The 23654-nt window shown below is 62.8% G+C and carries 25 protein-coding genes; 14 read left to right on the top strand and 11 right to left on the bottom strand.

Features of this window, described 5'->3' with window-relative positions; all coding sequences use genetic code 11:
• Positions 1–70 precede the first annotated feature (70 nt).
• From P6U24_RS02995 to P6U24_RS02985, 3 genes are all read left to right on the top strand, one after another.
• Positions 71–607, top strand: a complete 537-nt coding sequence (locus P6U24_RS02995; RefSeq protein ID WP_407160756.1) for an HPr kinase/phosphorylase — start codon at positions 71–73, stop codon at positions 605–607.
• Between the two features lie 131 nt (positions 608–738).
• Positions 739–1140, top strand: coding sequence for a PTS sugar transporter subunit IIA (locus P6U24_RS02990; protein WP_006611446.1), 402 nt, complete (start codon positions 739–741; stop codon positions 1138–1140).
• Positions 1137–1466, top strand: a complete 330-nt coding sequence (locus P6U24_RS02985; protein ID WP_407157717.1) for an HPr family phosphocarrier protein — start codon at positions 1137–1139, stop codon at positions 1464–1466. Before P6U24_RS02990 ends, P6U24_RS02985 begins: the two co-directional genes overlap by 4 nt.
• Before the next feature lie 115 nt (positions 1467–1581).
• On the opposite strand, the gene P6U24_RS02980 is transcribed toward P6U24_RS02985, so the two are convergent.
• From P6U24_RS02980 to P6U24_RS02960, 5 genes are all read right to left on the bottom strand, one after another.
• Positions 1582–1917, bottom strand: coding sequence for a cytochrome c (locus P6U24_RS02980; protein WP_407157716.1), 336 nt, complete (start codon positions 1915–1917; stop codon positions 1582–1584).
• 10 nt (positions 1918–1927) lie between these two features.
• Positions 1928–3139, bottom strand: a complete 1212-nt coding sequence (locus P6U24_RS02975) for a molybdopterin-dependent oxidoreductase (protein WP_407160755.1) — start codon at positions 3137–3139, stop codon at positions 1928–1930.
• 337 nt (positions 3140–3476) lie between these two features.
• Entirely contained in the window at positions 3477–4712 is a 1236-nt protein-coding gene (locus tag P6U24_RS02970) for a TAXI family TRAP transporter solute-binding subunit (protein WP_407157715.1), read from the bottom strand.
• Positions 4713–4847: 135 nt separating this feature from the next.
• Complete coding sequence (locus P6U24_RS02965) at positions 4848–5702, bottom strand: hypothetical protein (RefSeq protein WP_407157714.1); 855 nt, start codon at positions 5700–5702, stop codon at positions 4848–4850.
• A gap of 484 nt (positions 5703–6186) precedes the next feature.
• Complete coding sequence (locus P6U24_RS02960) at positions 6187–7791, bottom strand: glycosyltransferase family 39 protein (protein ID WP_407157713.1); 1605 nt, start codon at positions 7789–7791, stop codon at positions 6187–6189.
• A 114-nt stretch (positions 7792–7905) separates the two neighbouring features.
• Between P6U24_RS02960 and lepA the strand changes: the two genes are divergently transcribed.
• Positions 7906–9717 (top strand): translation elongation factor 4, encoded by a 1812-nt coding sequence (gene lepA / locus P6U24_RS02955; RefSeq protein WP_407157712.1) that lies wholly within the window; start codon positions 7906–7908, stop codon positions 9715–9717.
• A 16-nt stretch (positions 9718–9733) separates the two neighbouring features.
• Here lepA and P6U24_RS02950 read toward each other — a convergent pair whose 3' ends face one another.
• The 3 genes from P6U24_RS02950 to P6U24_RS02940 form a co-directional block, all read right to left on the bottom strand.
• Positions 9734–10588, bottom strand: coding sequence for a transglutaminase-like domain-containing protein (locus tag P6U24_RS02950; RefSeq protein ID WP_407157711.1), 855 nt, complete (start codon positions 10586–10588; stop codon positions 9734–9736).
• 385 nt (positions 10589–10973) lie between these two features.
• Positions 10974–12176: an MFS transporter gene (locus P6U24_RS02945; RefSeq protein ID WP_407157710.1), complete on the bottom strand. Its 1203-nt coding sequence runs from the start codon at positions 12174–12176 to the stop codon at positions 10974–10976.
• Positions 12177–12360: 184 nt separating this feature from the next.
• The gene (locus tag P6U24_RS02940; protein ID WP_407157709.1) at positions 12361–12822 is read right to left on the bottom strand and encodes a hypothetical protein; all 462 of its coding nucleotides are present in this window, start codon (positions 12820–12822) and stop codon (positions 12361–12363) included.
• 312 nt (positions 12823–13134) lie between these two features.
• Here P6U24_RS02940 and P6U24_RS02935 point away from each other — a divergent pair, with 312 nt between their 5' ends.
• Positions 13135–14556, top strand: coding sequence for an FAD/NAD(P)-binding protein (locus P6U24_RS02935; protein ID WP_407157708.1), 1422 nt, complete (start codon positions 13135–13137; stop codon positions 14554–14556).
• Between the two features lie 75 nt (positions 14557–14631).
• Here the strand turns inward: P6U24_RS02935 and P6U24_RS02930 are convergent, their stop codons facing one another.
• Positions 14632–15477: a CmcJ/NvfI family oxidoreductase gene (locus tag P6U24_RS02930; RefSeq protein WP_407157707.1), complete on the bottom strand. Its 846-nt coding sequence runs from the start codon at positions 15475–15477 to the stop codon at positions 14632–14634.
• Positions 15478–15492: 15 nt separating this feature from the next.
• Between P6U24_RS02930 and P6U24_RS02925 the strand changes: the two genes are divergently transcribed.
• Together P6U24_RS02925 and P6U24_RS02920 are read left to right on the top strand one after the other, a co-directional pair.
• The gene (locus tag P6U24_RS02925; protein ID WP_407157706.1) at positions 15493–15762 is read left to right on the top strand and encodes a hypothetical protein; all 270 of its coding nucleotides are present in this window, start codon (positions 15493–15495) and stop codon (positions 15760–15762) included.
• A gap of 114 nt (positions 15763–15876) precedes the next feature.
• Positions 15877–16152, top strand: coding sequence for a hypothetical protein (locus P6U24_RS02920; protein WP_407157705.1), 276 nt, complete (start codon positions 15877–15879; stop codon positions 16150–16152).
• A gap of 25 nt (positions 16153–16177) precedes the next feature.
• Here the strand turns inward: P6U24_RS02920 and P6U24_RS02915 are convergent, their stop codons facing one another.
• Together P6U24_RS02915 and P6U24_RS02910 are read right to left on the bottom strand one after the other, a co-directional pair.
• Positions 16178–16810 carry a cell envelope biogenesis protein TolA gene (locus P6U24_RS02915; RefSeq protein ID WP_407157704.1) on the bottom strand — a complete coding sequence of 211 codons (633 nt, stop codon included), beginning with the start codon at positions 16808–16810 and terminating at the stop codon, positions 16178–16180.
• 428 nt (positions 16811–17238) lie between these two features.
• Positions 17239–18141, bottom strand: a complete 903-nt coding sequence (locus P6U24_RS02910) for a LysR family transcriptional regulator (protein WP_407160754.1) — start codon at positions 18139–18141, stop codon at positions 17239–17241.
• A gap of 102 nt (positions 18142–18243) precedes the next feature.
• On the opposite strand from P6U24_RS02910, the gene P6U24_RS02905 reads away from it, so the two are divergent.
• The 7 genes from P6U24_RS02905 (at position 18244) to P6U24_RS02875 (ending at position 23619) form a co-directional block, all read left to right on the top strand.
• The gene (locus tag P6U24_RS02905) at positions 18244–19131 is read left to right on the top strand and encodes an aldo/keto reductase family oxidoreductase (protein WP_407157703.1); all 888 of its coding nucleotides are present in this window, start codon (positions 18244–18246) and stop codon (positions 19129–19131) included.
• 55 nt (positions 19132–19186) lie between these two features.
• Entirely contained in the window at positions 19187–20191 is a 1005-nt protein-coding gene (locus P6U24_RS02900; protein ID WP_407157702.1) for a zinc-binding dehydrogenase, read from the top strand.
• Between the two features lie 68 nt (positions 20192–20259).
• Positions 20260–20745, top strand: a complete 486-nt coding sequence (locus tag P6U24_RS02895) for a hypothetical protein (RefSeq protein WP_407157701.1) — start codon at positions 20260–20262, stop codon at positions 20743–20745.
• Positions 20738–21112, top strand: a complete 375-nt coding sequence (locus P6U24_RS02890; RefSeq protein WP_407157700.1) for a YybH family protein — start codon at positions 20738–20740, stop codon at positions 21110–21112. Before P6U24_RS02895 ends, P6U24_RS02890 begins: the two co-directional genes overlap by 8 nt.
• A gap of 17 nt (positions 21113–21129) precedes the next feature.
• Positions 21130–21816 carry an MBL fold metallo-hydrolase gene (locus tag P6U24_RS02885; protein ID WP_407157699.1) on the top strand — a complete coding sequence of 229 codons (687 nt, stop codon included), beginning with the start codon at positions 21130–21132 and terminating at the stop codon, positions 21814–21816.
• A gap of 826 nt (positions 21817–22642) precedes the next feature.
• Positions 22643–22891: a hypothetical protein gene (locus tag P6U24_RS02880; RefSeq protein WP_407157698.1), complete on the top strand. Its 249-nt coding sequence runs from the start codon at positions 22643–22645 to the stop codon at positions 22889–22891.
• The gene (locus tag P6U24_RS02875) at positions 22807–23619 is read left to right on the top strand and encodes a hypothetical protein (protein WP_407157697.1); all 813 of its coding nucleotides are present in this window, start codon (positions 22807–22809) and stop codon (positions 23617–23619) included. Before P6U24_RS02880 ends, P6U24_RS02875 begins: the two co-directional genes overlap by 85 nt.
• Positions 23620–23654 lie beyond the last annotated feature (35 nt).

The raw sequence follows: 23654 nt of genomic DNA, 5'->3' as shown, positions 1-23654 counted from the left end.
GCAAGGGTCAAGTCTACACGTCAAGGCTTCGCGGCTTGCCAAAGGGCGTGAAAAGGTGCGTGCTGATGTGATGCACGAGCAGCCGCCAAAAACCGGTCCCAGCATTCATGCCTCGGCCGTCAAGATCGGCGAACAGGCCGTCCTGATCCGCGGCCCTTCCGGCGCCGGCAAGTCAAGGCTTGCGCTCGAGCTCATCCTGGCCGGCCGGTCGGGACAGATCCCGCCGGCCGTTCTGGTCGGCGATGACCGTGTCCAACTCGACACACGCGGCCAAGAAGTTTGGGTGCGACCTGTCGAACAATTGGCCGGCCTGATCGAGATTCGCGGGCTCGGCATCCGCGCCTGCGACTTCGTGCGCGAAGCGAGGATCGGATTCGTTGTCGATTTGATGGCGGACGACGCCGAGCGCCTGCCGCCGCCGGGTGCGTTAAAGACCTCTCTTAACGGTGTGTTATTACCGAGAATTCCGATTGGCGCCGGCTTTTCGCCCTTTTTCCAGGTTGCAGCTGCTCTGATCACCACCGAAACTTCATGTTCCGGTAATCTTTCGGCCAATTGTGTGAAGGGAATTGGTAACCATATCACCGGCACTATCGCGACCGAATAGACCGGCGCCACTTCTCCTTTCCGCAAGTCAGTTATCGGGTGAAGGCAAACATCCCCTCTTGCGCGGGGGCTCTGGATGGTCAAAGTGGCGCGTTCGTGCGGTGCACCCAAGGCGCCCGCGAGGAGTATCCGATGATTGGCCTGGTACTGGTGACCCATGGGCGCCTCGCCGACGAATTCAGGGCGGCGCTGGAACATGTCATGGGTCCTCAAAAACAAATCGAAGCCGTGACAATCGGCGCCGACGACGATTCAGATCTTTGTCGCAGCGACATCATTGAAGCGGTAAACCGTGTTGATACCGGCGACGGCGTCGCCATCCTCACCGACATGTTCGGCGGCACGCCGTCGAATCTCGCAATTTCCTGCATGAGCCGGCCCAAGGTCGAGGTGCTTGCAGGCATCAACCTTCCGATGCTGGTCAAGCTCGCCAAGGTCCGCGAAGAACGCTCGCTTCCCGATGCGATCGCGATGGCCCAGGAAGCCGGCCGAAAATACGTCACCATCGCCAGTCGGGTGCTTGCCGGCAAATGAGCGACGAGGACGCCCCGCAGGACCATGTGGCCGGGCCGGGCGTGCCCCCAGATGCCTTGTCTCGCGAGCTTCTCATCACCAACAAACGCGGTCTGCACGCGCGCGCCTCAGCCAAATTCGTCCAGACCGTCGAACGCTTTCAGGCCGAGGTCTGGGTCACCCGCGGCGGTGAGACGGTCGGCGGTCGTTCCATCATGGGCCTGATGATGCTCGCCGCAGCACCCGGCACTACGATCCTGGTGTCCGTAGCCGGGCCAGAGGCCGAGGCCGCGCTTGCCGCCATCACCGATCTCGTCAACGACAAATTCCACGAAGAAGGCGTATGAGGCGACGTCCGCGCTCTCGCCATCGTCATTCCGCAACGCGCCATGTGGCGGCGACGCGGAATGACGTCGTCAGCACGATACGCTCTGCTCTTCCGCCCTCCGCGCCGGTTCTGCGTCAGTCGGAATAGCTTCGGACGAGATAGTCCACGATCTTGCCGATATCTGCCTGCTCGATCGGCGCGCCGTAGACGTTGATCATCTTGTTCACTTCGGCCTTCCAGAAATCCTCCTTGAACTTAGGTCCGCGAGGCTGAGTGGCGACGTAATCCGCCGAATGACAGCCTGTGCAATTGTTTTGCACGACGTCCAGGTTGGGGCCGGGCTTGAACGCCGACGTCTCACTTGGCAGCTTGTACTCGATCGGCTTTGCGCCGACCGGCGCGAGACCCAAGCAGAGGGGGGCACTCAGTCCGGCGAGGGCCGCGAACGCGACCAGTATCGACCATCTCATGATAGGCTCCTTACGCCGCCCTGACGCGAACGGCTTCGACCACGTTGCGCATGTAGCCGGCCGGATTCCAACGCGGCTCCATCGGCTGTGTCTCGCCGCCGTTGCTGGTCGCGCGCACCTTCAGTTCATGGCTGCCTGCCGCCAGCTTGATCGGCATGTGCCACTCACGGAAGGAGTATTTGCCGAGGTCCTTGCCAAGGGCGGCCTGCGCCCAGGTCTTTCCGCCGTCGGTCGAAACGGCAACGTCCTTGATGCCCTTGCCGCCGTCAAAGGCGATGCCCTTCAGTGCGAGCTGCGCACCGGCCTTGACCGTCGCGCCGTCCGCCACGCTGGTGATGAACGACCTCACGTCGAATCGATTGATCGGAATGGTGGCCTTCGGTGCGGTTCCCGGATCGACGCAGTGGCACTCATTGTCGGGGATGCGGTAGGCGGACTTCATCCAGAAGCCGTCGAAGACATTATCGATGACGGTGATTTCGTTGAGGTGCTTGACCCAATAGGTGCCGTAATAACCCGGCACCACCAGACGCAGCGGGAAACCGTTCAGCCACGGGAGATCCCCGCCGTTCATCGAATAAGCGAGCATGACTTCGCCGTCCCGCGCGTGATCGATGTCGAGCGCCTTGATGAAATCGGGCGTCTTGTCCATGACCGGACCGTCAAGGCCGTTGAAGGTGACCTGGCGGGCGCCCTGCTGGACGCCGGCCTTGTCGAGCACAGCCTTGAGCGGTACGCCCCTCCAGCGTGCATTGCCCATGGCGCCGTTCGCCAATTGCCCGCCCGCGATGCGCGGATCGAACAATCCGCGGCTGTTGCCCGAGCACTGATTGACCGCCACGATCTCGATGGCCGGCATCTTCTTGATTTCGGCCAGCGACAATTGCATGGGCTTGTCGACCTTGCCCTTGATCTCGATCGAGAACGTGGCCGGGTCGATGCTCAGCGGGATGTTCGCGAGATGGTAACGGACGAAGAAGGCATCGTTCGGCGTGATGGCGCCGTCATTGAAGACGGAGAACGGCGTTTCAAGCTGGGGCGGCCTGCTGGTCAGACCGATCATCGGACGCTTTTGCGGATAGCGGACCAGCGGCCGCTGGCCGTTCGCGAAGGGCAGCTCGATAGCCTCCGCAAGAGCGCGCACAGGCGCCGCCGCCATTTCCGTGCCGAGCGCCGCGAGGGCGGCGCCGGAATGCTTCATGAGGGTACGCCGGTCGATCATGGAGGCTCTCTCCTCTTTGATTTGCGACGGCATCTGCCGGGCCGTTGGACGCGCCCGGACTAGAGCTTTTCCGTTCCGATTGAATCCGAACGGGGCTCTAGATTTTCGTTTTAACGCGTTTTCTCCACGCCAACCGGTCTCCACTTCGCTTGAAAACGCGCTCAAGCCAGGAGATAGCCCGGCTCGCGCCTGGTGCAAGCCGGGACTAGCCCTCGCATCGTACTGGTCCCCGTCGGGTCAGATCATGACGCGGTCAGACGGAATCGCATCATGATCTCATCTCTTTGATTGAGCATGATCCTTCGGAAAATCGCCGCACGCTCCGGCGGATCATGCGCTAGCGCGCCGCCTGTTCCGCCTTCGTCTCGGCGAGGTATTTCACGAAACGCGCGAAGAGCTGCTCACGTTCCGGGCCCGAGAGCGTCTTGCGCCCGGACGAGGAAGCATAGCTTTGCAGGAACCTCTCGAAAGCCGACTTCAGCTCGGCAGATTGGTCCGGCGCGCCGTCGGAGGTGGAGGCCACCGGCTGGTTGCGGTGGGTCGCCAGCCAATCGGCTGCGGGCTTGAAGCGCGTCCAGCCGGGCATTTCGGCCGCGAGATTGACCTCACGCCACTTGGGATGCCGTGATCGGCTGTTGAACTGATCGATCTTGCTGAAGAACGCGTCGACGAACTTGGCCACCCGGTTGTAGCGCACTGAGTTCTCCGGCCAGGTATAGGCGACGAGCAGCGCGCGGTTGGCAACCGTCGGGACGGTGGTGCCCTCCGGGATCAGCTTCGGATAGGTGTCGTGCGTGAGCTCCGCCGGGAGATAGTTCGAGAACAATTCGCGCAGATCATGGTTCGGCAGGCTTTCCTGATCGAGCGGCAGGAAGTGCAAACCATCTTCCTTCTTCACGCTCGCCAGGGTCACCTGCGGCGCTCCCGTCAGGATGATCATCGCCGAGATCTCTCCCGAGATCAGCCTTTTGAGCGCTTCATCGTTATCGTAATAGCTGCGTTGCACCGGGATGTTCAACGAATTGAAGACGGTGTCGGCAGTCACCTCGGTCTGGCTGTTCTTCAGATTGAAATTGACGTTCTTGCCGCGCAGGTCGTCGTAGGACTTGATGTCGTTGCGGGCGAGGACCTGGAACTCGGAATTGTAGAGCTTCGTAATGTATTGGACGTGCTGCTCGATGTTGGCATAGAGCGCCGGATCGGTTTTCTTGAGGAGCCGCATGTTGTCCTCGTCGACAACGGCCATATCCATGTTCTTGAGGAACAGCACGTCCTTCAGGTTCTGAAGTCCGCCGACCCCAATGACCGGCAGAACACGCACGCCGTCCGGACTCAAATCGTTGACGACGTTGCGGATGTCCTCGGCGAACCTGGCGCAGGTGCACGAGATGCCAGACACCACGATTGACACCGCGATGTCATTGGCCTCCCGCTTCTTCTGCTCGTAGCTGCCGGTGGACTGTTGGCGCGGTTGCGGCGAGGCGGGCCGCGCGGCGACGGCTGACGTCGCAAGAATGGAAAATGCCGACAGGCACACAAAGAGATTTCTAGCAGTCGTGTTGAAGATGCCCATTATCTACCCTTGGATGATTTGCGGCACGTCATGAGTGCCGCGAGCCAGTGCGCGGCCTTATGACGGCCGGCGTCGATCAGCCGGCGGCCAAAGGCCGCCGCTGCGATTCAGTCTCGAAGAGAAGCGGCGAACCGACTACGGCCGCTTGCTTGCGAGTGTTTCGAGGCGCCGAGATGCCTCCGTCGAGCCGAACTGCTTGGCTTTCTCGTACCAAGCCCGCGCCATCTCGATATCCGGTACGATGCCATGGACGCCGAGCTTGGCCAGAACGGCAGGATCGTAGGTTCCTGCCAGCGTCGCAGCGGCGCGAGCGTTTCCGGCCTCCGCTGCCCGCCGCAGCACGAGGCGAGCCGCCGCAACGTCGCCGCTCGCAATTAGGGTGTCGCCCCGCACGAGCAGTGAGGCCACTTCCTCCGGCGCTAAATGATGGATCGTCGGCTTGGCTTCCGGCTGCGGGAAAGCCGCAGGCGGAGGGAGGGTGGCTGGCACTTGCGTCGCGGCGGGAACCTCGACGATGGGCGCTTGGCTTTGCGTCGCGCTCTCATACGCCGGGGTGATCGCTTCGCCGCTCACCTCGGGTGCAACCGGCGCAGGCGCCGCTTGCAAATCCCGCGGCGTCAGAGCGGTTGCGGCCGCATCCGCGGCAGCCTCGAGCGCGCCCCTGGCCTTGTCGGCCGGAAGTTGGCCGAGGTCCCAATGATAGACGGTCGCGAACGCGGCCAGCGAAACCAGCGCAACGCCCGCTGCCATAACGCGCCATTTGGCGGCGGAGCGTCGGCGCATCCGGACGGTGAACTCCGCCGGATCGGGCGCGCCGTCGGGCTCACTGAGAAAGACTGGCAGCGAGTCGGAGGCATCGTAGTCGTCGGCCGCAGGCATCTGCGCATCGGTGACGATTCGAGGGCCACGCGGGATGCGGGTAACGACCTGGTCGAAGTGATCGAAAACGTCAGGGTCGCGCGACCGCCGGCGATGCGCCGTTCGCTCCATGCAGATCTCCAATGTTCTGGCTTTACGGCGGGAGCGCTCGGACCCTTGATTGTTGTGCCTTGGTCCGGAAATATCCCTTTGCGTGTATCAAATCGCGTCCAAATTCGTCCAAATGACGACTGCGATTGGGACGGATCGGGAGATCAATCGGGCCAGATTCTGGCGCTCGTTAAAAAATGCTTATTTTTCCGCGGGATGCGCCGGGCTTCCCGTACGATACCGGGGTAGCCCTGCAGGTCACCATCATCCGACTTTGCCGCGAACGTCCTGGCATTCACCGCAATGAAATACCACCGGGTCACGGGTGATTCGTTGTGCAGCTTGTCGAGCCTATCGCCGACCACGTCAAGGCCGAGCACCGCACGGTGCGCAACTATCTCAAGCGGCGTCTCGGCGACGGCATCGGCGCTGTGCTCGCCGCTGCCGGCACCAAATTCGGTCTGCTGCGTTCCGGAATCAGCCGGTCAAACGCGTTCGTCCCACTTCACTTGCCCGGCGGCACGACGAACACCTTCCACGCGATCGACGGACCCGCCACGCCGCGGAAGAAGCGCTGGGTGGTCATCACGAGCTGCTCGGCGTTCGGCCCGTGCTCTTTCATCCAGGCCTCGCAAGCGGCGATCCTGTTGTCGGTGGTGTCGCAGACGCCGATGAAGCCGTCGCGCGTGAGATCATCGAGCGAGGTCAGACCTGAGCCCCAGGCTTCGTCCGGCGTATAGGGCACCGTGTACGGCCGCGGATGATCCGGGCTGTAGAAGGTCATCGGCGTATTCATCTCCGAATAGCCCGCGGCAACAGTCCAGGGCGTGCCGAACCGGGCATGCCAGATCTCGGTCAGCTCGCGCGCCAGCTGCGAGCGCGCGCCATAGCCGGTGGTGCCGTTGGGATTGGCCTTCATGTCGCGGAGCGCGATCGAGGGCGAGGCGACCAGCGTCGCCACCGACAGCACCAGCCACAGCACCGTAAGCCGCACCAATGCCGCCCTGCGCAACCTTAAGGCCGGGATTGCCACCAGCGCCAAGGGCACCAGGAAGAACAGCGAGATGCCCCAGTCGGTCTTGACGTAGATGGTGAAGGCAAGCCCGCCGAGCGGCGGCCCGACCGCGACGATGGCCTGCACCAGCCAGACGTTGAGGGCCTGCGCCGTGTCGACGCCCGGATTGGGACCGCGCCGCCAGTTGCGCCACATATGCTTGACGGGCCAAGCCATCACCAGCGCCGCCAGCGTCAAGGGAAGCGCCAGCAGCGCAAGGTTATGCCCGACATAGCCGAGCACGAGTTGCGCGCTCTTCGACCTGTCGGACAGGCTGTAAACGTCGCCGGCATAGGTCAGCGGCACGAATTCGACGTCGACCAGCCAGACCAGATGCGGAATCAAAACCACCAGCATGGTGACGATGCCGACCCAGGGCGCGGGCGATTTCAGGAACCGGACGCGCTCCGGGTGGATCAGCGCGGCCAGGCCAATGGCGCCGATCATGGTCACCACCCAATATTTGGTCAGCAGCGCCAGCGCGCCCGCCAGCCCCAGCCAAATGCCGGACAGGACGCTGCGCTTCTTGAAGGCATCGAGATAGGCCAGCATCAGCAGCGGCAGCGTGACGAGCTGCAGCAGGTCCGGATTGTATTTGTAGCCCTTGAAATTGAAGGTCGGGTAGAGCGCGAGCATCACGACGGTGAAGAAGGCGCGGCGCCGATCGACCACTTGCAGGCTGACGAACCAGCAGATGACGAGCCCGGTGCTCACCGTCGTCATCGCCAGCGCGTAGGTGGCCCAGTCCTTGACCGGGAACAGCATGAACCAGAGCCCGGCAATCCAGCCCGACAGCGGCGGATGCTTGCCGTAGCCAAGCAGGAACTTACTTCCCCAGGCATAGGCCTCGGCGACATCCATGTGGATGTCCTGCGCCGCTTTCAGGTTGATCAGGATCAGGGTCCAGATCACGGCGTGAACCACCGCGAAGACGAGCACGAGCCAGGTCGAGGTGGCGGGATCGCTGGCTCGCGCGGCCAACCAGGCCGAGAGCCGGGCGACCGGAGAACGGCCGCGCGGACGTGCGGCGGCAGGCAGGAAAGAGGCAGTCGACATGCCCGTCAGTACCCCGTTTTCAGGTGCGTTGGAATCAGCTTGGCGTGAAGGAAGGCGCCTGAAATCCAGCAATATGGTTGCTGGTTTTGGGTGCGAATGCTATTGGCGCGGCCCATGACGACCGTCCCCATTCCGAACATCCGCAACTTCTCCATCGTCGCCCATATCGACCATGGAAAATCGACCCTGGCCGACCGCCTGATCCAGATGACGGGCGGCCTGTCGGACCGCGAGATGGCGGGCAAGGAGCAGGTGCTCGACTCGATGGATATCGAGCGCGAGCGCGGCATTACCATCAAGGCGCAGACGGTGCGCCTGCATTACCGCGCCAAGGACGGCAAGGACTACATCTTCAACCTGATGGACACGCCCGGCCACGTCGACTTCGCCTACGAGGTCTCGCGGTCGCTGGCCGCCTGCGAGGGCTCGCTCTTGGTGGTCGACGCCAGCCAGGGCGTCGAGGCGCAGACGCTCGCCAATGTCTACCAGGCGCTCGACAACAATCACGAGATCGTCCCGGTCCTCAACAAGATCGACCTGCCGGCCGCCGAGCCGGAGAAGATCAAGCAGCAGATCGAGGACGTGATCGGCATCGACGCGTCCGACGCGGTGATGATCTCCGCCAAGACCGGCCTTGGCATCCCCGACGTGCTGGAGGCGATCGTCACCCGCCTGCCGCCCCCGAAGGGCGATCGCGACGCGACCTTGAAGGCGCTCCTGGTCGACAGCTGGTACGATGTCTATCTCGGCGTCGTGGTGCTGGTGCGCATCGTCGACGGGGTGATGAAGAAGGGCCAGCGCGTTCGCATGATGGGCACGGGCGCGGCCTATGATGTCGAGCGCGTCGGCTTCTTCACGCCGAAGATGCAGCAGGTCGACGAGCTCGGGCCCGGCGAGATCGGCTTCATCACCGCCGCGATCAAGGAAGTCGCGGACACCCGCGTGGGCGACACCATCACCGACGACCGCAAGCCGGTTTCCGAGATGCTGCCGGGCTTCAAGCCGGCCGTGCCGGTGGTGTTCTGCGGCCTGTTCCCGGTCGATGCCGACGATTTCGAGACCTTGCGTGGCGCGATGGGCAAGCTGCGCCTCAACGACGCCAGCTTCTCCTTCGAGATGGAGACCTCAGCCGCGCTCGGCTTCGGCTTCCGCTGCGGCTTCCTCGGCCTCTTGCATCTGGAGATCATCCAGGAGCGGCTGAGCCGCGAGTTCGATCTCAATTTGATCGCCACCGCACCGAGCGTCATCTACAAGATGAAGCTGACCGACGGCAGCGAGATCGAGATCCACAATCCCGTCGACATGCCCGACCTAGTCAAGATCGCCGAGATCGACGAGCCCTGGATCGAGGCCACCATCCTCACGCCGGACGAATATCTCGGCAGCGTGCTGAAGCTCTGCCAGGATCGCCGCGGCAATCAGAAGGAGCTCACCTACGTCGGCAGCCGCGCGATGGTGAAATACGACCTGCCGCTCAACGAGGTGGTGTTCGATTTCTACGATCGCCTGAAATCGGTCTCCAAGGGCTATGCTTCGTTCGACTATCATTTGACCGACTACAAGCCGGCCGACCTCGTCAAGATGCAGATCCTTGTCAATGCCGAGCCGGTCGACGCGCTGTCGATGCTCGTGCATCGCACCCGCGCCGAAGGCCGCGGCCGCGCCATGGTCGAGAAGATGAAGGAGCTGATTCCGCCGCACATGTTCCAGATTCCGATCCAGGCGGCGATCGGCGGCAAGGTGATCGCGCGCGAGACCGTGCGGGCGCTGCGCAAGGACGTTACCGCCAAGTGCTATGGCGGCGACATCACGCGCAAGCGCAAGCTTCTGGAGAAACAGAAGGAAGGCAAGAAGAAGATGCGGCAGTTCGGCAAGGTCGACATCCCGCAGGAAGCCTTCATCGCCGCGCTCAAGGTGGACAGCTGAGCCGAGCCCAGCATCCTCATAGCTCCTGCACGCACCTGAGCTCTGCGTTGAACACGGCGCGCGGCACGCTCACCCGCGCATCGCGATTGAGCGCATCAAGCTCGTCGAGGTGAGCGTCAGGTGCGGAGCTGACGACGGCCAACGAGTCGAAAAACGCAAGATCCATCTCACTGTCCTGCCGGGGCATGGCGCCCCAGATGTCCCATGGCAGCATCTCGTGGTTGTTCAGCGCGGCGAGGTCGCGAATGAGATTGCCGGCGATGAACCACAGCCCGTGCATGTCGAGGATGCCGAAGGCGTCCGGATCGGCCGCTCCGCTGCGGCAGAGCGACCAGGCATCGCCCGCCACGACGAACTGATCCCGCGGGACGTCGTGGGGATCGAACGCGATGCCGAAGAGCTCACGTTGGCGGGCATCGAGCTGCGCATCGAACAGGATCCAGCGCCCACTCATCTCATCCCAGTATTCCGTCACCCAATGATCGAGATACCTGCCCTTCTCGAAATAGGCGCCGAAGCCGCAGCGGGCCCGCGCCGCAACGCCGTGGCTGCGCAGCATCGCGACGTGTAGCAGCGTGAAGTGCCGGCAGACGCCGACCTGCCGCTTGTCTGCGTCTCGCGATACGGACAGAGGCCGTTGGTCGCGCGCGACGATCTCGTCCACTATCTGCTCGACCCCGCGCAGGTGGGATTGAGCCAGCTGGTCGGGGCCGAGCGTCACTCCATACGCGGGCGCAATGTGCTGATGGATCAGCAGCCCCTGCACGGCGTCTGCAAGTGCACCGGGATCGCGCGATAGGCCCTCGAAGAGATCAGCGTGACGCCCAGGTTCGCTCATGGCGATCGGCTTTTTGTAGCGATCCAGATCCATCGGGAAAGCCTCCCCACTCGGTCAGATCACAGGCGCAACCGGGCGCCATCGCTGGCCAGTCTATCGCATTTCACGCGTCGCTCCCATCCGAGATGCGAAGCTGGCGCTCGCTCGACCTGCGCGATCCGAAGCCGATGAGCCGTTGCTTACCCGTTCGCCCATGTCACGAAAGCGGAGCCGACCTCCTGCAAGACAATCTCACGCGCATTCATGCCAATAGGGTGCGACGAGTATCACGGGCGCGGCATGAAGCTGGCATGGCTGCCTGCAAGCCGGGCCGGTCGCCCCTTCTACGGCTGCCGTCCTCCGGGACCGAGCCCGATCTAGAAAGGCACGCCAACCATCGAGCTGCGGCGCGTGATCGCAAGCATGTTGGACCGAGCCGTCACGCCGCAGCGACCGCCCGCGGCCGCCGCCGGCCGAGCAGCACCAGAATGGCGAGCGCCGCGCAGGAGCAGAACAGCGCAAGGCCGAGCAGCGCGTTGCTGCCAAAGCGCGTGAGCAGCGCCACCAGGATCGGCGCGGACACGGCGGAGAGAATATTGAGCGGCAGCGCCATGCGCGACATCGCCCTGGTGAACTCCGCCTTGTCATAGAAGATCAACGGCATGGTCGCGCGCGCGACCGCGAGCGCACCACTGCCCATGCCATAGAGCAGCATGAACAGCGCGACGGTCCAGGTGGCGCCGCCGATCGACATCAGCAGCAGCATTGAAATGGGCAGCGCAAGGCCCGCGACGAACGCCGTCGTGATCCCGTCCCAGCGGCCGCCACCGAGAAAATCGATCGCACGCGCGGCAACCTGGATGACGCCCAGCATCGAGCCGAAGCTGATGGCCTCCGTGGCCGAGAGGCCCTCCGCCTTGAACAGCTCGATCAACAGGGCGCCCATGCCGAAGGTCACGAACACGTAGAGCCCGAGCGTCGTCAGCAGCAGATAGAACGTGCTGCGCGAGGGCGCAGGCGGCGGGGCAGACGCGGCGATACCGTGAACCGGCGTGGCATCGGCCGCCTTGCGGCGCGGCAGGCCGAACGCAAACAGCGGCAGGCAGACCAGCGGCATGATCGCCGCGTAGACGAGGCAGGTGCCGCGCCAGCCGAGCAGGCCCGTGAGAAAGGCGGTGGTCGGCCAGAACACGCTGCTCGACAGGCCCGTCACCAGCATCAGCGCGCCGATCGCGCTCTTGGCGTTGCGGCCGGCGACCTCGTTGAGCACGATCAGCCCCGCCGTCGTCAACGTCGCACTGCCCGCGACACCCAGGCACACCCAGCCGGCGAAATAGACGAGCGGACCCTGCGCCGCAGCCAGCAGGGCGAAACCGGGCACCGCGACCAGCGTGCCGGCCATCATGACCCGCCGCGCACCATGGCGCGTGAACGGTGCGGCCAGCCAGGGCGAGGCGATACCCATGGCGATGTAGAATACCGAGGTGCCCGCGAACACCGCGGCGATGTCCATGCCGAGGTCGGCAGCGAGTTGCCGTCCGATGACTGCGGGAAGGCTGACGGTGCCCCAACCGATGAGCTGCGTGATGGCGAGAACGACGAGGACGCGAAAAATCCTGAGATCGGCAATCAAGAGGGGCATTTCCGAAAAATTCGGCCGCCGCTGCGGCCGTTTGCAAATTGATGATGCTCGCATCGTGTCGCCGGATGGCCGGACTTTCAACCGGGCGCAGCTCATTGCTGCCATGACGTGCCGGGCATCCGGCCCCTTCAGGCGGCTCGGGTCCCTACGCGCCGGCGGCACTGGGTCTCTGGGAGGGCGCCGACTATCGCGGCGCGGAGGTGGCCGGCTTCGCCGGGCATGATTTGCGCAGCTCCTTGAGTGCGGCACGCATCTTGACGAAATAGGTCGCGTCGTCCTCCGGCGTCATGCCGAAGCAGACGTAGTCCATGTGATATCTGACCTCCTGCTCGAAGCTTCGGTGCCACTCCTCTTGGTCATAGACCGCAAAGATCTCGTCATAGGCGAACAGCATGTGCGACACGAAATTCTTGTAGAGCACCCATTTCAGGCGATCGGCGCGGATCTCCGCCATATCTGGCTCGGTCATCTCGGGGTGTCGAAGCCGCGCGTCGCTGTAGGACATGTAGACCTGACGCGCCGCGGTCTCGCGCGCATTGGTCCGGAGGTGGCTGACCTGAAGTGCCACCACGCCGAATCCGAGGACCGCCAGGACGGCCGAGATGATCTGGGCCCAATTCGATTTCGGTCGCTTGTTGTCGCTCATCGCCGGCTCCAGACAGGCATGTTCTGCCGCACCGGCAGCATAGCATCGGCGGCTCAACATACATCGTTCCGCGGTGGCACCCTTCCAAACCGGCTCGGACCTCTGACACGCAGGCGTCCGCAATTTCGCCATCATGCGGGCAGGTGGCACCACGGCATATCACCGGTCTTGCCTTGGCGCTTCGTGGAATAGTTCGGCTGGGAACACGGCCGACAACAGGGCCTTTGTTCTTTCCTGAACAGTCCGTTCATTTGCGTGTTAGTGTGACTGGCTTACGCGTCTCCGCTCTCCAGAAGGACGAGGCATCTGCGCATGACCTACTTGCCGGAACGACACGCGATCATCATCGGCGGCGGCGCCTCCGGCGTCCTGCTCGCCTACCAGCTGCTGCAACATCCGGCCTCGGATTTCAAAGTCACCTTGATCGAGAAGCGCTCCGAGGTCGGACGCGGGCTCGCCTATCACACCGGCAATGCCGAGCATCTCCTCAACGTTCGCGCTGCCAATATGAGCGCGCTGCCGGATGATCCCGATCATTTCTGGCGCTGGCTGTCGACGCGGCCGGATCAGCATCCGCTCTGCCCCGATCCCTATTGCTTCGTGCCGCGCCGCCTCTATGGCGACTACATCGCGAGCCTGATCGAGCCATTCGTTGCGGCCGACTGCGGCGCCGAGCGGCGGCTTTCGATCGTGCGCGGCGAATGTATCGCCGTGAGCGAGGGCTGGAGCAATGTCACGGTAAGCCTCGCCGACGGATCGCGTCTCGCTGCCGATATTGCCGTGCTGGCAACCGGCCATGATGCGGCAACCGCCCGCTCGGCCTGGCACGCCGATCCCTGGATTTCGCCTTCGGTGCCGGGATTTGCAAAGGACGCGACGGTGCTGATCCTGGGCACCGGATTGACGATGGCCGACTATGTGCTGAGTCTGCTGCGCGAGGGCCATCGCGGGCCGATCATTGCGATGTCACGTCGCGGCCTGATGGCCAAGGGCCACCGCCGCACCGCGCCTCTTGCATTCAACGAGGAGAACGTTCCCTTCGGCGCCAGCGCGAGCACGCTATTGCGCTGGCTGCGGCAGCGGATCGCAATTCATGCCGCCGAGGGCGGCGATTGGCGCAGCGTGCTCGACGCCATCAGGCCGTTCAGCCAGCGGCTCTGGCGCGAGCTGCCGCCGGCCTCGCAGCGCAGCTTCCTCGAGCACGCCAGGGCGTGGTGGGACGTGCATCGCCACCGAATGGCGCCCGAGGTCGAGGCGCGCATCAACCAGGCGATCGTAGACGGGCAATTGACCGTGACGGCGGCCAAGCTGCTCGGCACCGAAGGCGGCGCGCAGGGCGCACGCATCCGCTATCGCCGGCGCGGCCGCGCCGAGATCGAGAGCCTCGAGGTCGGCGCCATCGTCGACTGCACCGGCATCGTGCGCGATCCGCGCGCCACCACCAATCCGGCGGTGCGCAGCCTGTTCGACCAGGGGCTGGCGCGTCCTGATCGCTTGCGAATCGGAATCGAGATCGCGTCCGACTGCGCGGTCGTGCGCGATGATGGCGTGCCGTCGCAGCGGCTGTTTGCGATCGGCCCGCTGACCCGCGCGGCGTTCTGGGAGATCATCGCGATTCCCGACATTCGCAATCAATGCGCTGCTCTGGCCGATCAGCTGACGCAGAAGCGAGCGGCGCTGCTGCCGGGAATGGTCGTCCAGCAAGCAGCCATCGATCGGCGGATTTCGATCTAGTCTAGCTGTCAGGCGCCGCCGCCAACGAGATGAACCGGCCCAAGGGGGCCGGCTCATCTGTCAGGGCGCAAGCCATCACTGGCGATGGAAGACCAATGTCCGCAGCTCGATGCTCTCGCGCGGCGCCGCGTCCGCAGGCGTCGTCGGATCGACGAAGGCGGTGTGCGGCCCGAACCGGGTGCGGCCGTCGGTTGCCGAGTCATAGCACTTCAGCAGCAGTGCCTCGTCGGGCGTCATCTCCGGGAAATAGAACCAGCGATGGTTCGGATTGTAGGTGACCGAATAGGTCTCGCCGCTGCGGTTCGGATAGATCAGGTCCGAGGCCACCAGATCATCGGGCGCGACCGTGCTGCCGTCGCACATCGCGAGCGGTGAATCTCGCAACGGACCCCGGATCGGCCGCCACAGGTTGATCACCTGGACGCGCCCCTTCAGGAGTTCATCGGCCTCAGGACCGAGGTGCTCGCGGACGCGATTGGCTCCGGAGCGGTCGGTCTGATCGACATGCACCCGGGTTGCCGGCTGGCGCGGCCCGGCGCCACGGATGTCGGCGGCGCCTTCGATCCGCTTGCGGACCGTATGGTCGAAGATGACGACGCGATCGGCATGAAGCGTGGTGCGGATGAAGGCCTCCGCAGCCGGATAGTAGACGTCGCGCACCTCTTTATCATCATAGAAGTCGCGCACGCTGGTCGGATGCCGGACCAGCGCGAAGCCCTCGCGATCGAGCGAGAAGCTGTTTGCGATCGAGCGGCCGTTGAACACCGGCACGTGATGCGGTTCCGGCAGCGCGGTCGATTTCGGCTCGCCCGGCGGCGGGTCGAACGCATAGGTGCGCGGCTTGCCGTCGATCGGCGCCAGATAATTCAGCTCGGCACGGACGAACGGCAGCGATTCGATATCTCTTTCGATCAGGCTCATGCGCGTCTCCCGGAAATGAAAGCACTTGCATGGATGTTGGTCCGATGGCCCGAGGGTCACAAGCACGGCTTCAAAATAATAACGCTGCTGCTCTTGCCGGTGGCTAGCGGGGAAGATCCTTGCAGAAAAACCCTCCAGGGCGAGCAATTGTCCTGCGCGCACGATGATCGGCGCAAGTCACATATCAGCCATGCCGACGGGGATGTCACGCGTGCTCGCGCCGGCGACGAGCGGGGAGATTTTGCGTTTGCAGAAGACGGCGCCGGCAGCAGCTTTGTTGCTTGAGGTTCGCGCAAATCGGTCGACCATTTCATTGACGCGACAAGCCGCGCACCTACACTTCTGGTGGCGACATCTCGCCCGAATGCAGCCGCCTCGCAGCAACGTTCGATCACCGCCATGGCACAGCAACCCGAAGTCTTTGCTCTCGATCTCGCCGAACGGCCTGCTTTTGCCTTTGCGGCCGACAGCCTGGACGGGGCGCGACGAATGGCGCGTTCGGATTGGATGCGGCTGGCGCTCGATCGCTTCTGCCGCATCAGGCGGCCAGGTGCAGCGGGGCAGTTTCAGCTCCGCTGCGCGACCGACAGCGAGGCCGCTGCCTACCATGAGCGTGCCGACGAATTTGCCGATCCAACAGATCAGGTCTTGATTGCGCACCTGCCGGAGAGCTGACGCGCCTCGCGATCGAGACGAAGGATTATTCCCGCGCCAGCCGCAGCGCCTGCTGCAGTGCTGCCCGCTGCTTCATCCAACGTGTTTCCTCGGCCTGCGCTTTTGCCTCAAGAGCCTCGCGCTCGGCATCGATCGCCGCGACGCGCTTGTCATGCTCCCGTTCGGCCGCATCCAGCGCAGCCTGAGCGCGCGCAACGGCTTGCTCTCGCCGCTCGCGCGCCTCCTCGCGGGCCGCCTCCTCCTTCTGCCGCGCGCGCTCGCGGCGAGTCTGTTCTCTCTCGAACGCCAACGCGGCCTTCCGGGCAGCCTTGTCGTCGGTCGCACGGGGTGGCGGTTTGCCGGTCTTGGGACGTCCTTTCCCGGCCTTGCTGCTTGCGCCTTTGCCTGGCAGGCCGCTGTCGCCGCGCGCCAGCGATGCTGGCAGCTCGGCCTCCTCGCGAAACGGACCGCTCGATCCGACCGGGCGTTTGAGGATCACACCGGGCTTGGCCAGGGTCGCCGCGACAACGTCAGGATCGGTGCTTTCCCTGGCCACGCCTTGATGAAAGAGGTTGCTGTCGGCGCCCCACGCCTCCAGCGCCGCCTTCATCGACGGCGCCGCGATGGCCAGATCGAAGAAGCCCAAGGAGGTTTCGAAGGTCTTGAGCTTTCTTGCCATGAAGCCCGCTCAACCGACTATTCAAATGCCATTGCGTGAGAAAACCCGTGGCGCATCCGGGAAATGATCGCGAGCAGGACGAACGGGCCGGCTGGCGGAGAGAGTGTCAGTCAATCCCCATTGAAAGACAAAGCATTTTTGACTTTCTTAGACTAAAACCCACCGTCTGAGCTACGGCCGAAAAAGGAGTTTTGGCTTCGAGTCCTTTGTCCGCTTTGCGCAAAGAGCTGCCATCCTCGCTAAATCGCACTCCGACCCTGAACAGACTATTTGAGGACGGGCAGATTCCTTCTCTTTTCAAGCATGGCGGGATCGCTGATCGACGTGCTTTCGCCGCCGAGGGAGACACTAAGAGCACTAGCTTAGGAAGGAATGTTCAGTGCACGGACCGCGCCATCAGCCATGCATTGGCTTAAGCGTATCGCGCTCTAGCGCAGCGCCTTGATGTAGTCGATGAAGGCGCGCAGCGGCGGCGGCACGAGGCGACTTCCGGAATAATAAAGGAAGGGCCCTGTAAAAGGCTGCCACCACTCGGCGAGCACGGGCTCCAGCCGACCACTCTCGAAGTGCGGTCGAAGCCAATCCTCGAAGAGATGGATGATGCCGATGCCCGCGAGCGCGGCAGCAACGCCGAGATCGGAAGCGCCGCCGACCCGCACCACCAGCCGGCTTTGCGGTTCGACGCGGACCACATCGCCGTTGCGCTCAAACTCCCACGGGCTTGATAACGCGCCGGTGACGAACCTGCCAAGGATACAGGCATGACCGAGCAGGTCGCGCGGATGTTTGGGCCGTCCATGTCGATCCAGATATTCTGGCGCGGCGGCCGTCGCAAAGCGTTGGATGCGCGGCCCGATCGGCACCGCGATCATGTCCTGCTCCAGGCGTTCGTCGTAGCGGATGCCGGCATCGTTGCCTGATGCCAGCACATCAATGAGGTGATCCTCCGCATCGATTTCAACGCGAATGTCGGGATAGGCTTTCAGAAAGCCGGGGAGGATCGAAGGCAGCGTCAGCCTTGCTGCGCTTACTGGCACGTTGAGGCGCAGCGTGCCCGAAGGTTGGTCGCGTAGGCCTTCGATCATATCGAGCGCGGCTTCGACTTCGCTGAAAGCAGGCGCAAGACGCGCCATCAGCAGCGCCCCTGCCTCGGTGGGCGTCACGCTGCGCGTCGTGCGGTGAAGCAGGCGGACACCCAAGCGGGTTTCGAGTCGCTGCACAGCTTCGCTCAGCGTGGAGGCGCTGACATCGGTATTCCGCGCAGCGTCCCGAAAGCCGCGCGCCCGGGCGACGGTGACGAAGGCATTGAGGTCTTCCAGATCGGCCCGCATTGTTCGGTTTTCCGTACAGCCCGTGCGGATAATAGCCACTAAACACTTCAATCCTAGCCGCCTAAATTAGCTCCCACAAGACAAGAATGGCGGAGCGGTTTCGTGCAAAACATTGAGCAATCACAGGAAAAATCGGCCAGCATATCGCTGGGCGACCGCCGGGTGAAGCGGCTTGGCTACGGAGCGATGCAGCTTGCCGGCCCGGGCGTCTTCGGACCACCGCGCGACCATGCTGCCGCGCTGGCCGTATTGCGCGAGGCGGTGGCGGCGGGCGTCGACCATATCGACACAAGCGACTTTTACGGCCCGCATGTCGTCAACAAGCTGATCCGCGAGGCCCTGTCGCCCTATCCGCGCGACCTGGTCATCGTCACCAAAGTCGGCGCGGTGCGTGGCGAGGATGGGTCGTGGAATCCGGCGCAAGAGCCGGACCAGCTCCGCTCTGCAGTTGAGGACAATCTGCGCAACCTGGGTCTCGATCGGCTCGAGGTCGTCAATCTGCGCATCCATCCGGACGACCAGGCACGCGGCGGTCACTCGATTGCGAAGAGTTTCAGGTCGCTGGCGACGATGCAGCGCGAGGGGCTGATCCGACATCTCGGCGTCAGCAACGCGACCGCCGCGCAGGTCAGGGAAGCGCGCGACATCGCGCCGATCGTGTGCGTGCAGAACGAATACAACCTCGCGCGCCGGAATGACGACACACTGATCGACAGCCTTGCGGCTGACGGGATTGCTTACGTCCCGTTCTTCCCGCTCGGCGGTTTCAGCCCGCTTCAGTCAGAAAGTCTTTCCGCCGTGGCCGCGCGGCTCGGTGCGACCCCGATGCAGGTCGCACTCGCCTGGCTGCTGCAACGCGCGCCGAACATCCTTCTCATTCCCGGCACCTCTTCGGTCGCGCATCTGCGCGAGAATCTCGGAGCCGCCAAACTGGTTCTTCCGAGAGACGCCGTGACGGAGCTCGACATGATCGGCGCAGCGAGGCCGTGAGCAAAGCACTCTTACACAAGCATCACCACCAACAACATTGAAAGAGGTTACGATCATGAAAGCAATCAAGTTGAATGGCAGCGGCGAACCGCGCGACGTGCTCACCCTGAGCGACATTGACAATCTGCCGCCTCCGAATGGAAGCAACGTTGTCGTCCATATCCGCAAGCGCGCCGTCCATCCGGCGGATTACCAGACCGCTCGCGGCTTTCTTCCGGTGGACGTTTTCGCGCCTCACGGCATTCTCGGCAACGATGGCGTCGGCGTGGTGGAGGCGATCGGACCCGATGTCGATCCCGCAACCAGGATCTCGGTCGGCACGCGCGTCATCGTGTATCATGCTCAAGGGACATGGGCCGAGCGCGTGGCGGTCCCAGCCTCCTCGCTGATGCCCCTGCCGGACGACATCGACGATGCCGTCGCAACCCAACTGGCGACGAACGGTATCACCGCCGTGATGCTGCTGCGGGCAGCGGAGGAGGCCATCGAGGGCAGAAAGGCGCCCTTGCTCGTCACAGCCGCGAGCTCAAGCGTTTCACGCAGCGTCATTGCGCTGGCGCGTTTGAAGGGCCACGCGGTGGTCGGCCTTGTGCGCCGTGACGCCGACGCCGCCAGCCTCGCCGAACAATTCGACAAGGTACCCGTGATCGGCACCGACCGCACGCATTGGCAGGAGGCGACGAAAGTTGCGGCGGGGCAGTCACCCATGGTCGCGATCGATGCGATCGGCGGTGAGATGATGCCCACGCTGCTCGGTTTGCTTGCCCCCGGCGGCACCTTGATCACTTATGGCGCGCTCGATGGGCGGCCGTCACCCATCCACTCGGGCTTCGTGACCGCGTTCGAGCTGACCATTCGCGGCTGCTCTGCGATCGGTTGGGCTATGCGAACGCCGCCGGAGCAGCGCGCCGCAGATTTTGCCTCGCTGTTCGACCTCGTGCGTCGCGCGCCGCATCTCTTCGCCGGCTACAGCGAATTCAAAATGGCCGACGTGGTCGCGGCGGTCGCTGCGGCGGAGGCGAGCCCGCGGCGCGGCGCGACAATCCTGGTTTCGCCATAAGTGATACGGCGGGGTGACGGGTTTGCCCTACGCGTCACGCGCCCGTCGTCTCCAATGAGGTGCTCATCATGACCGATAACCCGGCCAAACTCACGGATGCGCAGATCGTCCGCATCGTCGAGAACTATTACGCATCTGTCGATTCGCGCGACGCGGATCGGATCGCCGGCACCTATTTGCCGGCACCGACGACGGCTCTGCAATTCAATGCGGACGAGCCGATCGTCACGGTCGATGCCATACGAGCGTTCTCGGCCGGTTTTGTCGAGGCCGTCACGAACATCCGCCATAGCCGGATAGAGGTTTGGGCACGGCCGCTCATGGGAGACGTCGTTCCGGCGGATCTACCTGCCGCGCGAAATGACGCCACGCTGACGGTCGCATCGACAGCTCTTCCGACCTTTACGGTAGGAAAAGGGGCAGCGGCCAGGCGGATCGCGCTGCCGGCGACGTCCGTCTTCACGATCGACGTGGCCTCGGGAAAGTTCGTGTCGGTCCACAACATGTTCGATATTGCCAAGGTCTATGCTGCCGTAGGAGGGGCACATGGCTGACACCAAACCTCAGGAGGCTCATCGTCAATTCGAGGACGCGTATAATTCAGGCAAGATCGAAGCGCTTCTAGCCTTGTACACGCCAGACGCGCATCTCGTGACTGAATCGGGAAACATCGCAATCGGCTACGACGCCATCCGTGGTGAGCTGCAGGGATTCTTTGCCATCAAGGGTCGAATGACGGTGGAAACCATTTCCGCCGTTCAGGCCGGCAATATCGCTCTCCTGCGCGCGCAATGGCATCTGACCGGGACCGGCCCGGACGGGCAATCGGTCGCGCTCAGCGGCAAGACGGCTGAAGTCGTTCAGCGGCAGCCGGACGGGCGATGGCTGTACCTGATCGACAATCCGCATGGTTCCGAGTAGCTATAATGGAGGCATGAATGAAACAGATTTTTCCTGATCTCTGGCAGACACAGGCGGAGCATCCATTCGCGGGTGTAACCTCGCACGCCTATTTGCTCGTGCGCGATACGGGCAACATCCTTCTCTACAGTTCCGGTTTGCGGGACGAGTATCAACCCATGAAGGAGCTGGGCGGTATCGCGCACCAGTATCTCAGTCACAGGGATGAAGCCGGTCCCGCGCTTGCCGACATCAAGGAATTCTTCGGCTCCAAGCTTTGGTGTCACCGCCTCGAAGAACCATCCATCAGCAAATTCGCTCCCGTCGATGGCTTGTTCGACAAGCGCGAAGTTGTAAATGGCGTCGAGATCATCCCGACCCCCGGCCACACCGATGGCAGCGTATGCTTTTTGGTCCGTTCGCCGCATGGCAAGACCTATCTCTTCACCGGCGACACAATCTATCAGGAGAACGGTGCCTGGGAGACTCGCGTCAACGGATATGGCGGCGGCTCGAAATCCGATCTCAAGAACAGCCTCATGCTGTTGCGGGATCTCGCACCAGCGGTCGTGTTCTCAAGCGCTTCGGTCGGCGACCTTCCATTCAAGGAGGTGACGGCAGCCGAGTGGCAATCGGACATCGATAACGTAGTTCGTACGCTGTCCTCGCCGATCCCTCGCGCGCTTCGTTCGCTCATGAAGCCGTCGCGCAAGACGCAGGATTGAGATGCTCAACGTTGCGTGCAGGTAAGAAACGCGCCCCGAAGCTTCTCCCGAAGGTCAGGACCGTCGTCGACCTGCTCAGTCAAGAGTTTGCCGATCTGAGGGAAAGCCAAGGCGCGAAGAAACTCCGAACTCACGGTCAAACCCACGGTTTGCGCGATGACTGAGAGCAATATCGCGGATGCGGCCGCAACCGCTTTGTCGCGCTACTCGTTGTTTTTGCTTTGGCATCCGACAACGGGATAATGAGGGGAGCGGTATAGGAGCGGAAGACCCCTCCTCCGAACTCACAGCGAAAAACTACGGCTTGCGCGAGGGATTAGCGTAAAATCGCGGAGTTCTTCGGTCGCCCTGCGCTAGAATCGAACAATCGGAAGCTGGAGAGAGCTGTGGCGTAGAAATGGCGGAGAGAGTGTCAGTCAAGCCCCATTGAGAAGCAATAGCATTTTTTCAACCGCACATTGATAGCCACGGTCTAACCCACGGGCGCCCCGAGGACCGGAGCTTGGATAGGAGCGCGAGGGGTACCGGTTGTGGGAAGGCGCAACCGATACCGACATTCACTCAAAGATCGCCATTTGACCAAGCCAACCGAGGCTGGTGTTCCCTAGGGAACTGCGGCACGCCGACAATTTCACAGACTTGACAGGAAATTTGGGAAACCCTGCTCCATTGATGTTCAATGCGTTTCAGTATGCGCCCCCAAACAGAAGCGGCGAGACCGCCCGACAAACGAAACACCGTCCCGATTGGCGATCGGGACGGCGCAAAAACCAGATGCCTCGGAGTGATAGCGCGTGTATCGTCCTTCTGTATGAGGGAAGGCTAGATGATCGAAACTCTTATTAATTGGGCGCTGATTGCAGCGCAGTGTTTTTTTGCTTTTTGCGCTGTCGGGACATTCGTCATGTTCACGACCGGACGCGACTACCGAAACCTTCTAGCAGCAACGACCTTTGGCGTCGCCCTTGCCGCATCTTATCGAATGCACGCATGGTGGCCGTTGATGGCTGGTTTTGCGCTGTTGTGGATTTTTCGGCTGATGGGGCTGGAGCCGGGCGGGTCAACCGCTCGCTAACAGAAATCGCTATGGACGCAACTCAGTCGAGACCGCTCTACTTCTGCGAGCCGCACTTTTCTCTTTTCCTAGAAAGCAAACCGGGAAAGTGGCGCTCGAAAGAAGTGGGGAAATGGTCAACGGCGACAGGCCATCGGCTTAGGGGAACCTATTCGCCAGCCAATTTGGATCGCCCGCTTCAACGAACCGATTTGGTTAGCCTGCGTGACAGTGAAGACGCTGAGGTTCTGGACGTTTGCGTGTTCATTTTCGCGTGGGGTGGGATGAAAACGCCGGATGGCCAGGCACTCTTGAACTCAGGAAACAGAGAATGGGTTTGTGTGTCAGAGCTCATTCGGGACGGGCGAGTTTGCTATCTAGAGGGATACGAACGATTTTTCCGGCTCTCTAAGGCGGGCAAGCTGCCCGGGTGCGGGCCCGCCTACTACACCAAATTGCTATTCTTCTTACCGAAAAGCGGACTGCGCCGGGGCGTAATAATGGATCAATGGACAGCCCGCTCCATAAACCTACTCACGGGTATGGACCTCGTGTCGATCCGAGGCTCAGGACGACGCGGGTGGGTGCTGCCTTCTAATGACGCTCGCGTATATGAAAACTTCTGCAACGCTGTTGGCTCGCTCGCGGCTCAAACCGACTGCTCAATCGAAGAAACTGAAAAGCGGCTATTCTCAGAAGGGGGGCGGGTACCTGCAAATTGGCGCAAGCATGTCATCGCGTGCACCTGAGGAAAGAAGGTTTGCCCAGAAGTGAGACAACAATA

Origin of the sequence: Bradyrhizobium sp. STM 3557, from assembly GCF_045571465.1 — a bacterium.
In the GTDB taxonomy this organism is placed as follows: Bacteria; Pseudomonadota; Alphaproteobacteria; order Rhizobiales; family Xanthobacteraceae; genus Bradyrhizobium.
Note: the sequence above shows the minus strand (reverse complement) of the source record. Positions and strands in the feature narration are given on the sequence as shown.

What these genes read in the sequence shown, in the direction of transcription:
- P6U24_RS02995 (WP_407160756.1), top strand. Translation starts at nt 71, where the DNA reads ATGCACGAGCAGCCGCCAAAAACCGGTCCCAGCATTCATGCCTCGGCC.
- P6U24_RS02990 (WP_006611446.1), top strand. Translation starts at nt 739, where the DNA reads ATGATTGGCCTGGTACTGGTGACCCATGGGCGCCTCGCCGACGAATTC.
- P6U24_RS02985 (WP_407157717.1), top strand. Translation starts at nt 1,137, where the DNA reads ATGAGCGACGAGGACGCCCCGCAGGACCATGTGGCCGGGCCGGGCGTG.
- P6U24_RS02980 (WP_407157716.1), bottom strand. Translation starts at nt 1,917, where the DNA reads ATGAGATGGTCGATACTGGTCGCGTTCGCGGCCCTCGCCGGACTGAGT.
- P6U24_RS02975 (WP_407160755.1), bottom strand. Translation starts at nt 3,139, where the DNA reads ATGATCGACCGGCGTACCCTCATGAAGCATTCCGGCGCCGCCCTCGCG.
- P6U24_RS02970 (WP_407157715.1), bottom strand. Translation starts at nt 4,712, where the DNA reads ATGGGCATCTTCAACACGACTGCTAGAAATCTCTTTGTGTGCCTGTCG.
- P6U24_RS02965 (WP_407157714.1), bottom strand. Translation starts at nt 5,702, where the DNA reads ATGGAGCGAACGGCGCATCGCCGGCGGTCGCGCGACCCTGACGTTTTC.
- P6U24_RS02960 (WP_407157713.1), bottom strand. Translation starts at nt 7,791, where the DNA reads ATGTCGACTGCCTCTTTCCTGCCTGCCGCCGCACGTCCGCGCGGCCGT.
- lepA (WP_407157712.1), top strand. Translation starts at nt 7,906, where the DNA reads ATGACGACCGTCCCCATTCCGAACATCCGCAACTTCTCCATCGTCGCC.
- P6U24_RS02950 (WP_407157711.1), bottom strand. Translation starts at nt 10,588, where the DNA reads ATGGATCTGGATCGCTACAAAAAGCCGATCGCCATGAGCGAACCTGGG.
- P6U24_RS02945 (WP_407157710.1), bottom strand. Translation starts at nt 12,176, where the DNA reads ATGCCCCTCTTGATTGCCGATCTCAGGATTTTTCGCGTCCTCGTCGTT.
- P6U24_RS02940 (WP_407157709.1), bottom strand. Translation starts at nt 12,822, where the DNA reads ATGAGCGACAACAAGCGACCGAAATCGAATTGGGCCCAGATCATCTCG.
- P6U24_RS02935 (WP_407157708.1), top strand. Translation starts at nt 13,135, where the DNA reads ATGACCTACTTGCCGGAACGACACGCGATCATCATCGGCGGCGGCGCC.
- P6U24_RS02930 (WP_407157707.1), bottom strand. Translation starts at nt 15,477, where the DNA reads ATGAGCCTGATCGAAAGAGATATCGAATCGCTGCCGTTCGTCCGTGCC.
- P6U24_RS02925 (WP_407157706.1), top strand. Translation starts at nt 15,493, where the DNA reads ATGAAAGCACTTGCATGGATGTTGGTCCGATGGCCCGAGGGTCACAAG.
- P6U24_RS02920 (WP_407157705.1), top strand. Translation starts at nt 15,877, where the DNA reads ATGGCACAGCAACCCGAAGTCTTTGCTCTCGATCTCGCCGAACGGCCT.
- P6U24_RS02915 (WP_407157704.1), bottom strand. Translation starts at nt 16,810, where the DNA reads ATGGCAAGAAAGCTCAAGACCTTCGAAACCTCCTTGGGCTTCTTCGAT.
- P6U24_RS02910 (WP_407160754.1), bottom strand. Translation starts at nt 18,141, where the DNA reads ATGCGGGCCGATCTGGAAGACCTCAATGCCTTCGTCACCGTCGCCCGG.
- P6U24_RS02900 (WP_407157702.1), top strand. Translation starts at nt 19,187, where the DNA reads ATGAAAGCAATCAAGTTGAATGGCAGCGGCGAACCGCGCGACGTGCTC.
- P6U24_RS02895 (WP_407157701.1), top strand. Translation starts at nt 20,260, where the DNA reads ATGACCGATAACCCGGCCAAACTCACGGATGCGCAGATCGTCCGCATC.
- P6U24_RS02890 (WP_407157700.1), top strand. Translation starts at nt 20,738, where the DNA reads ATGGCTGACACCAAACCTCAGGAGGCTCATCGTCAATTCGAGGACGCG.
- P6U24_RS02885 (WP_407157699.1), top strand. Translation starts at nt 21,130, where the DNA reads ATGAAACAGATTTTTCCTGATCTCTGGCAGACACAGGCGGAGCATCCA.
- P6U24_RS02880 (WP_407157698.1), top strand. Translation starts at nt 22,643, where the DNA reads ATGATCGAAACTCTTATTAATTGGGCGCTGATTGCAGCGCAGTGTTTT.
- P6U24_RS02875 (WP_407157697.1), top strand. Translation starts at nt 22,807, where the DNA reads ATGGTGGCCGTTGATGGCTGGTTTTGCGCTGTTGTGGATTTTTCGGCT.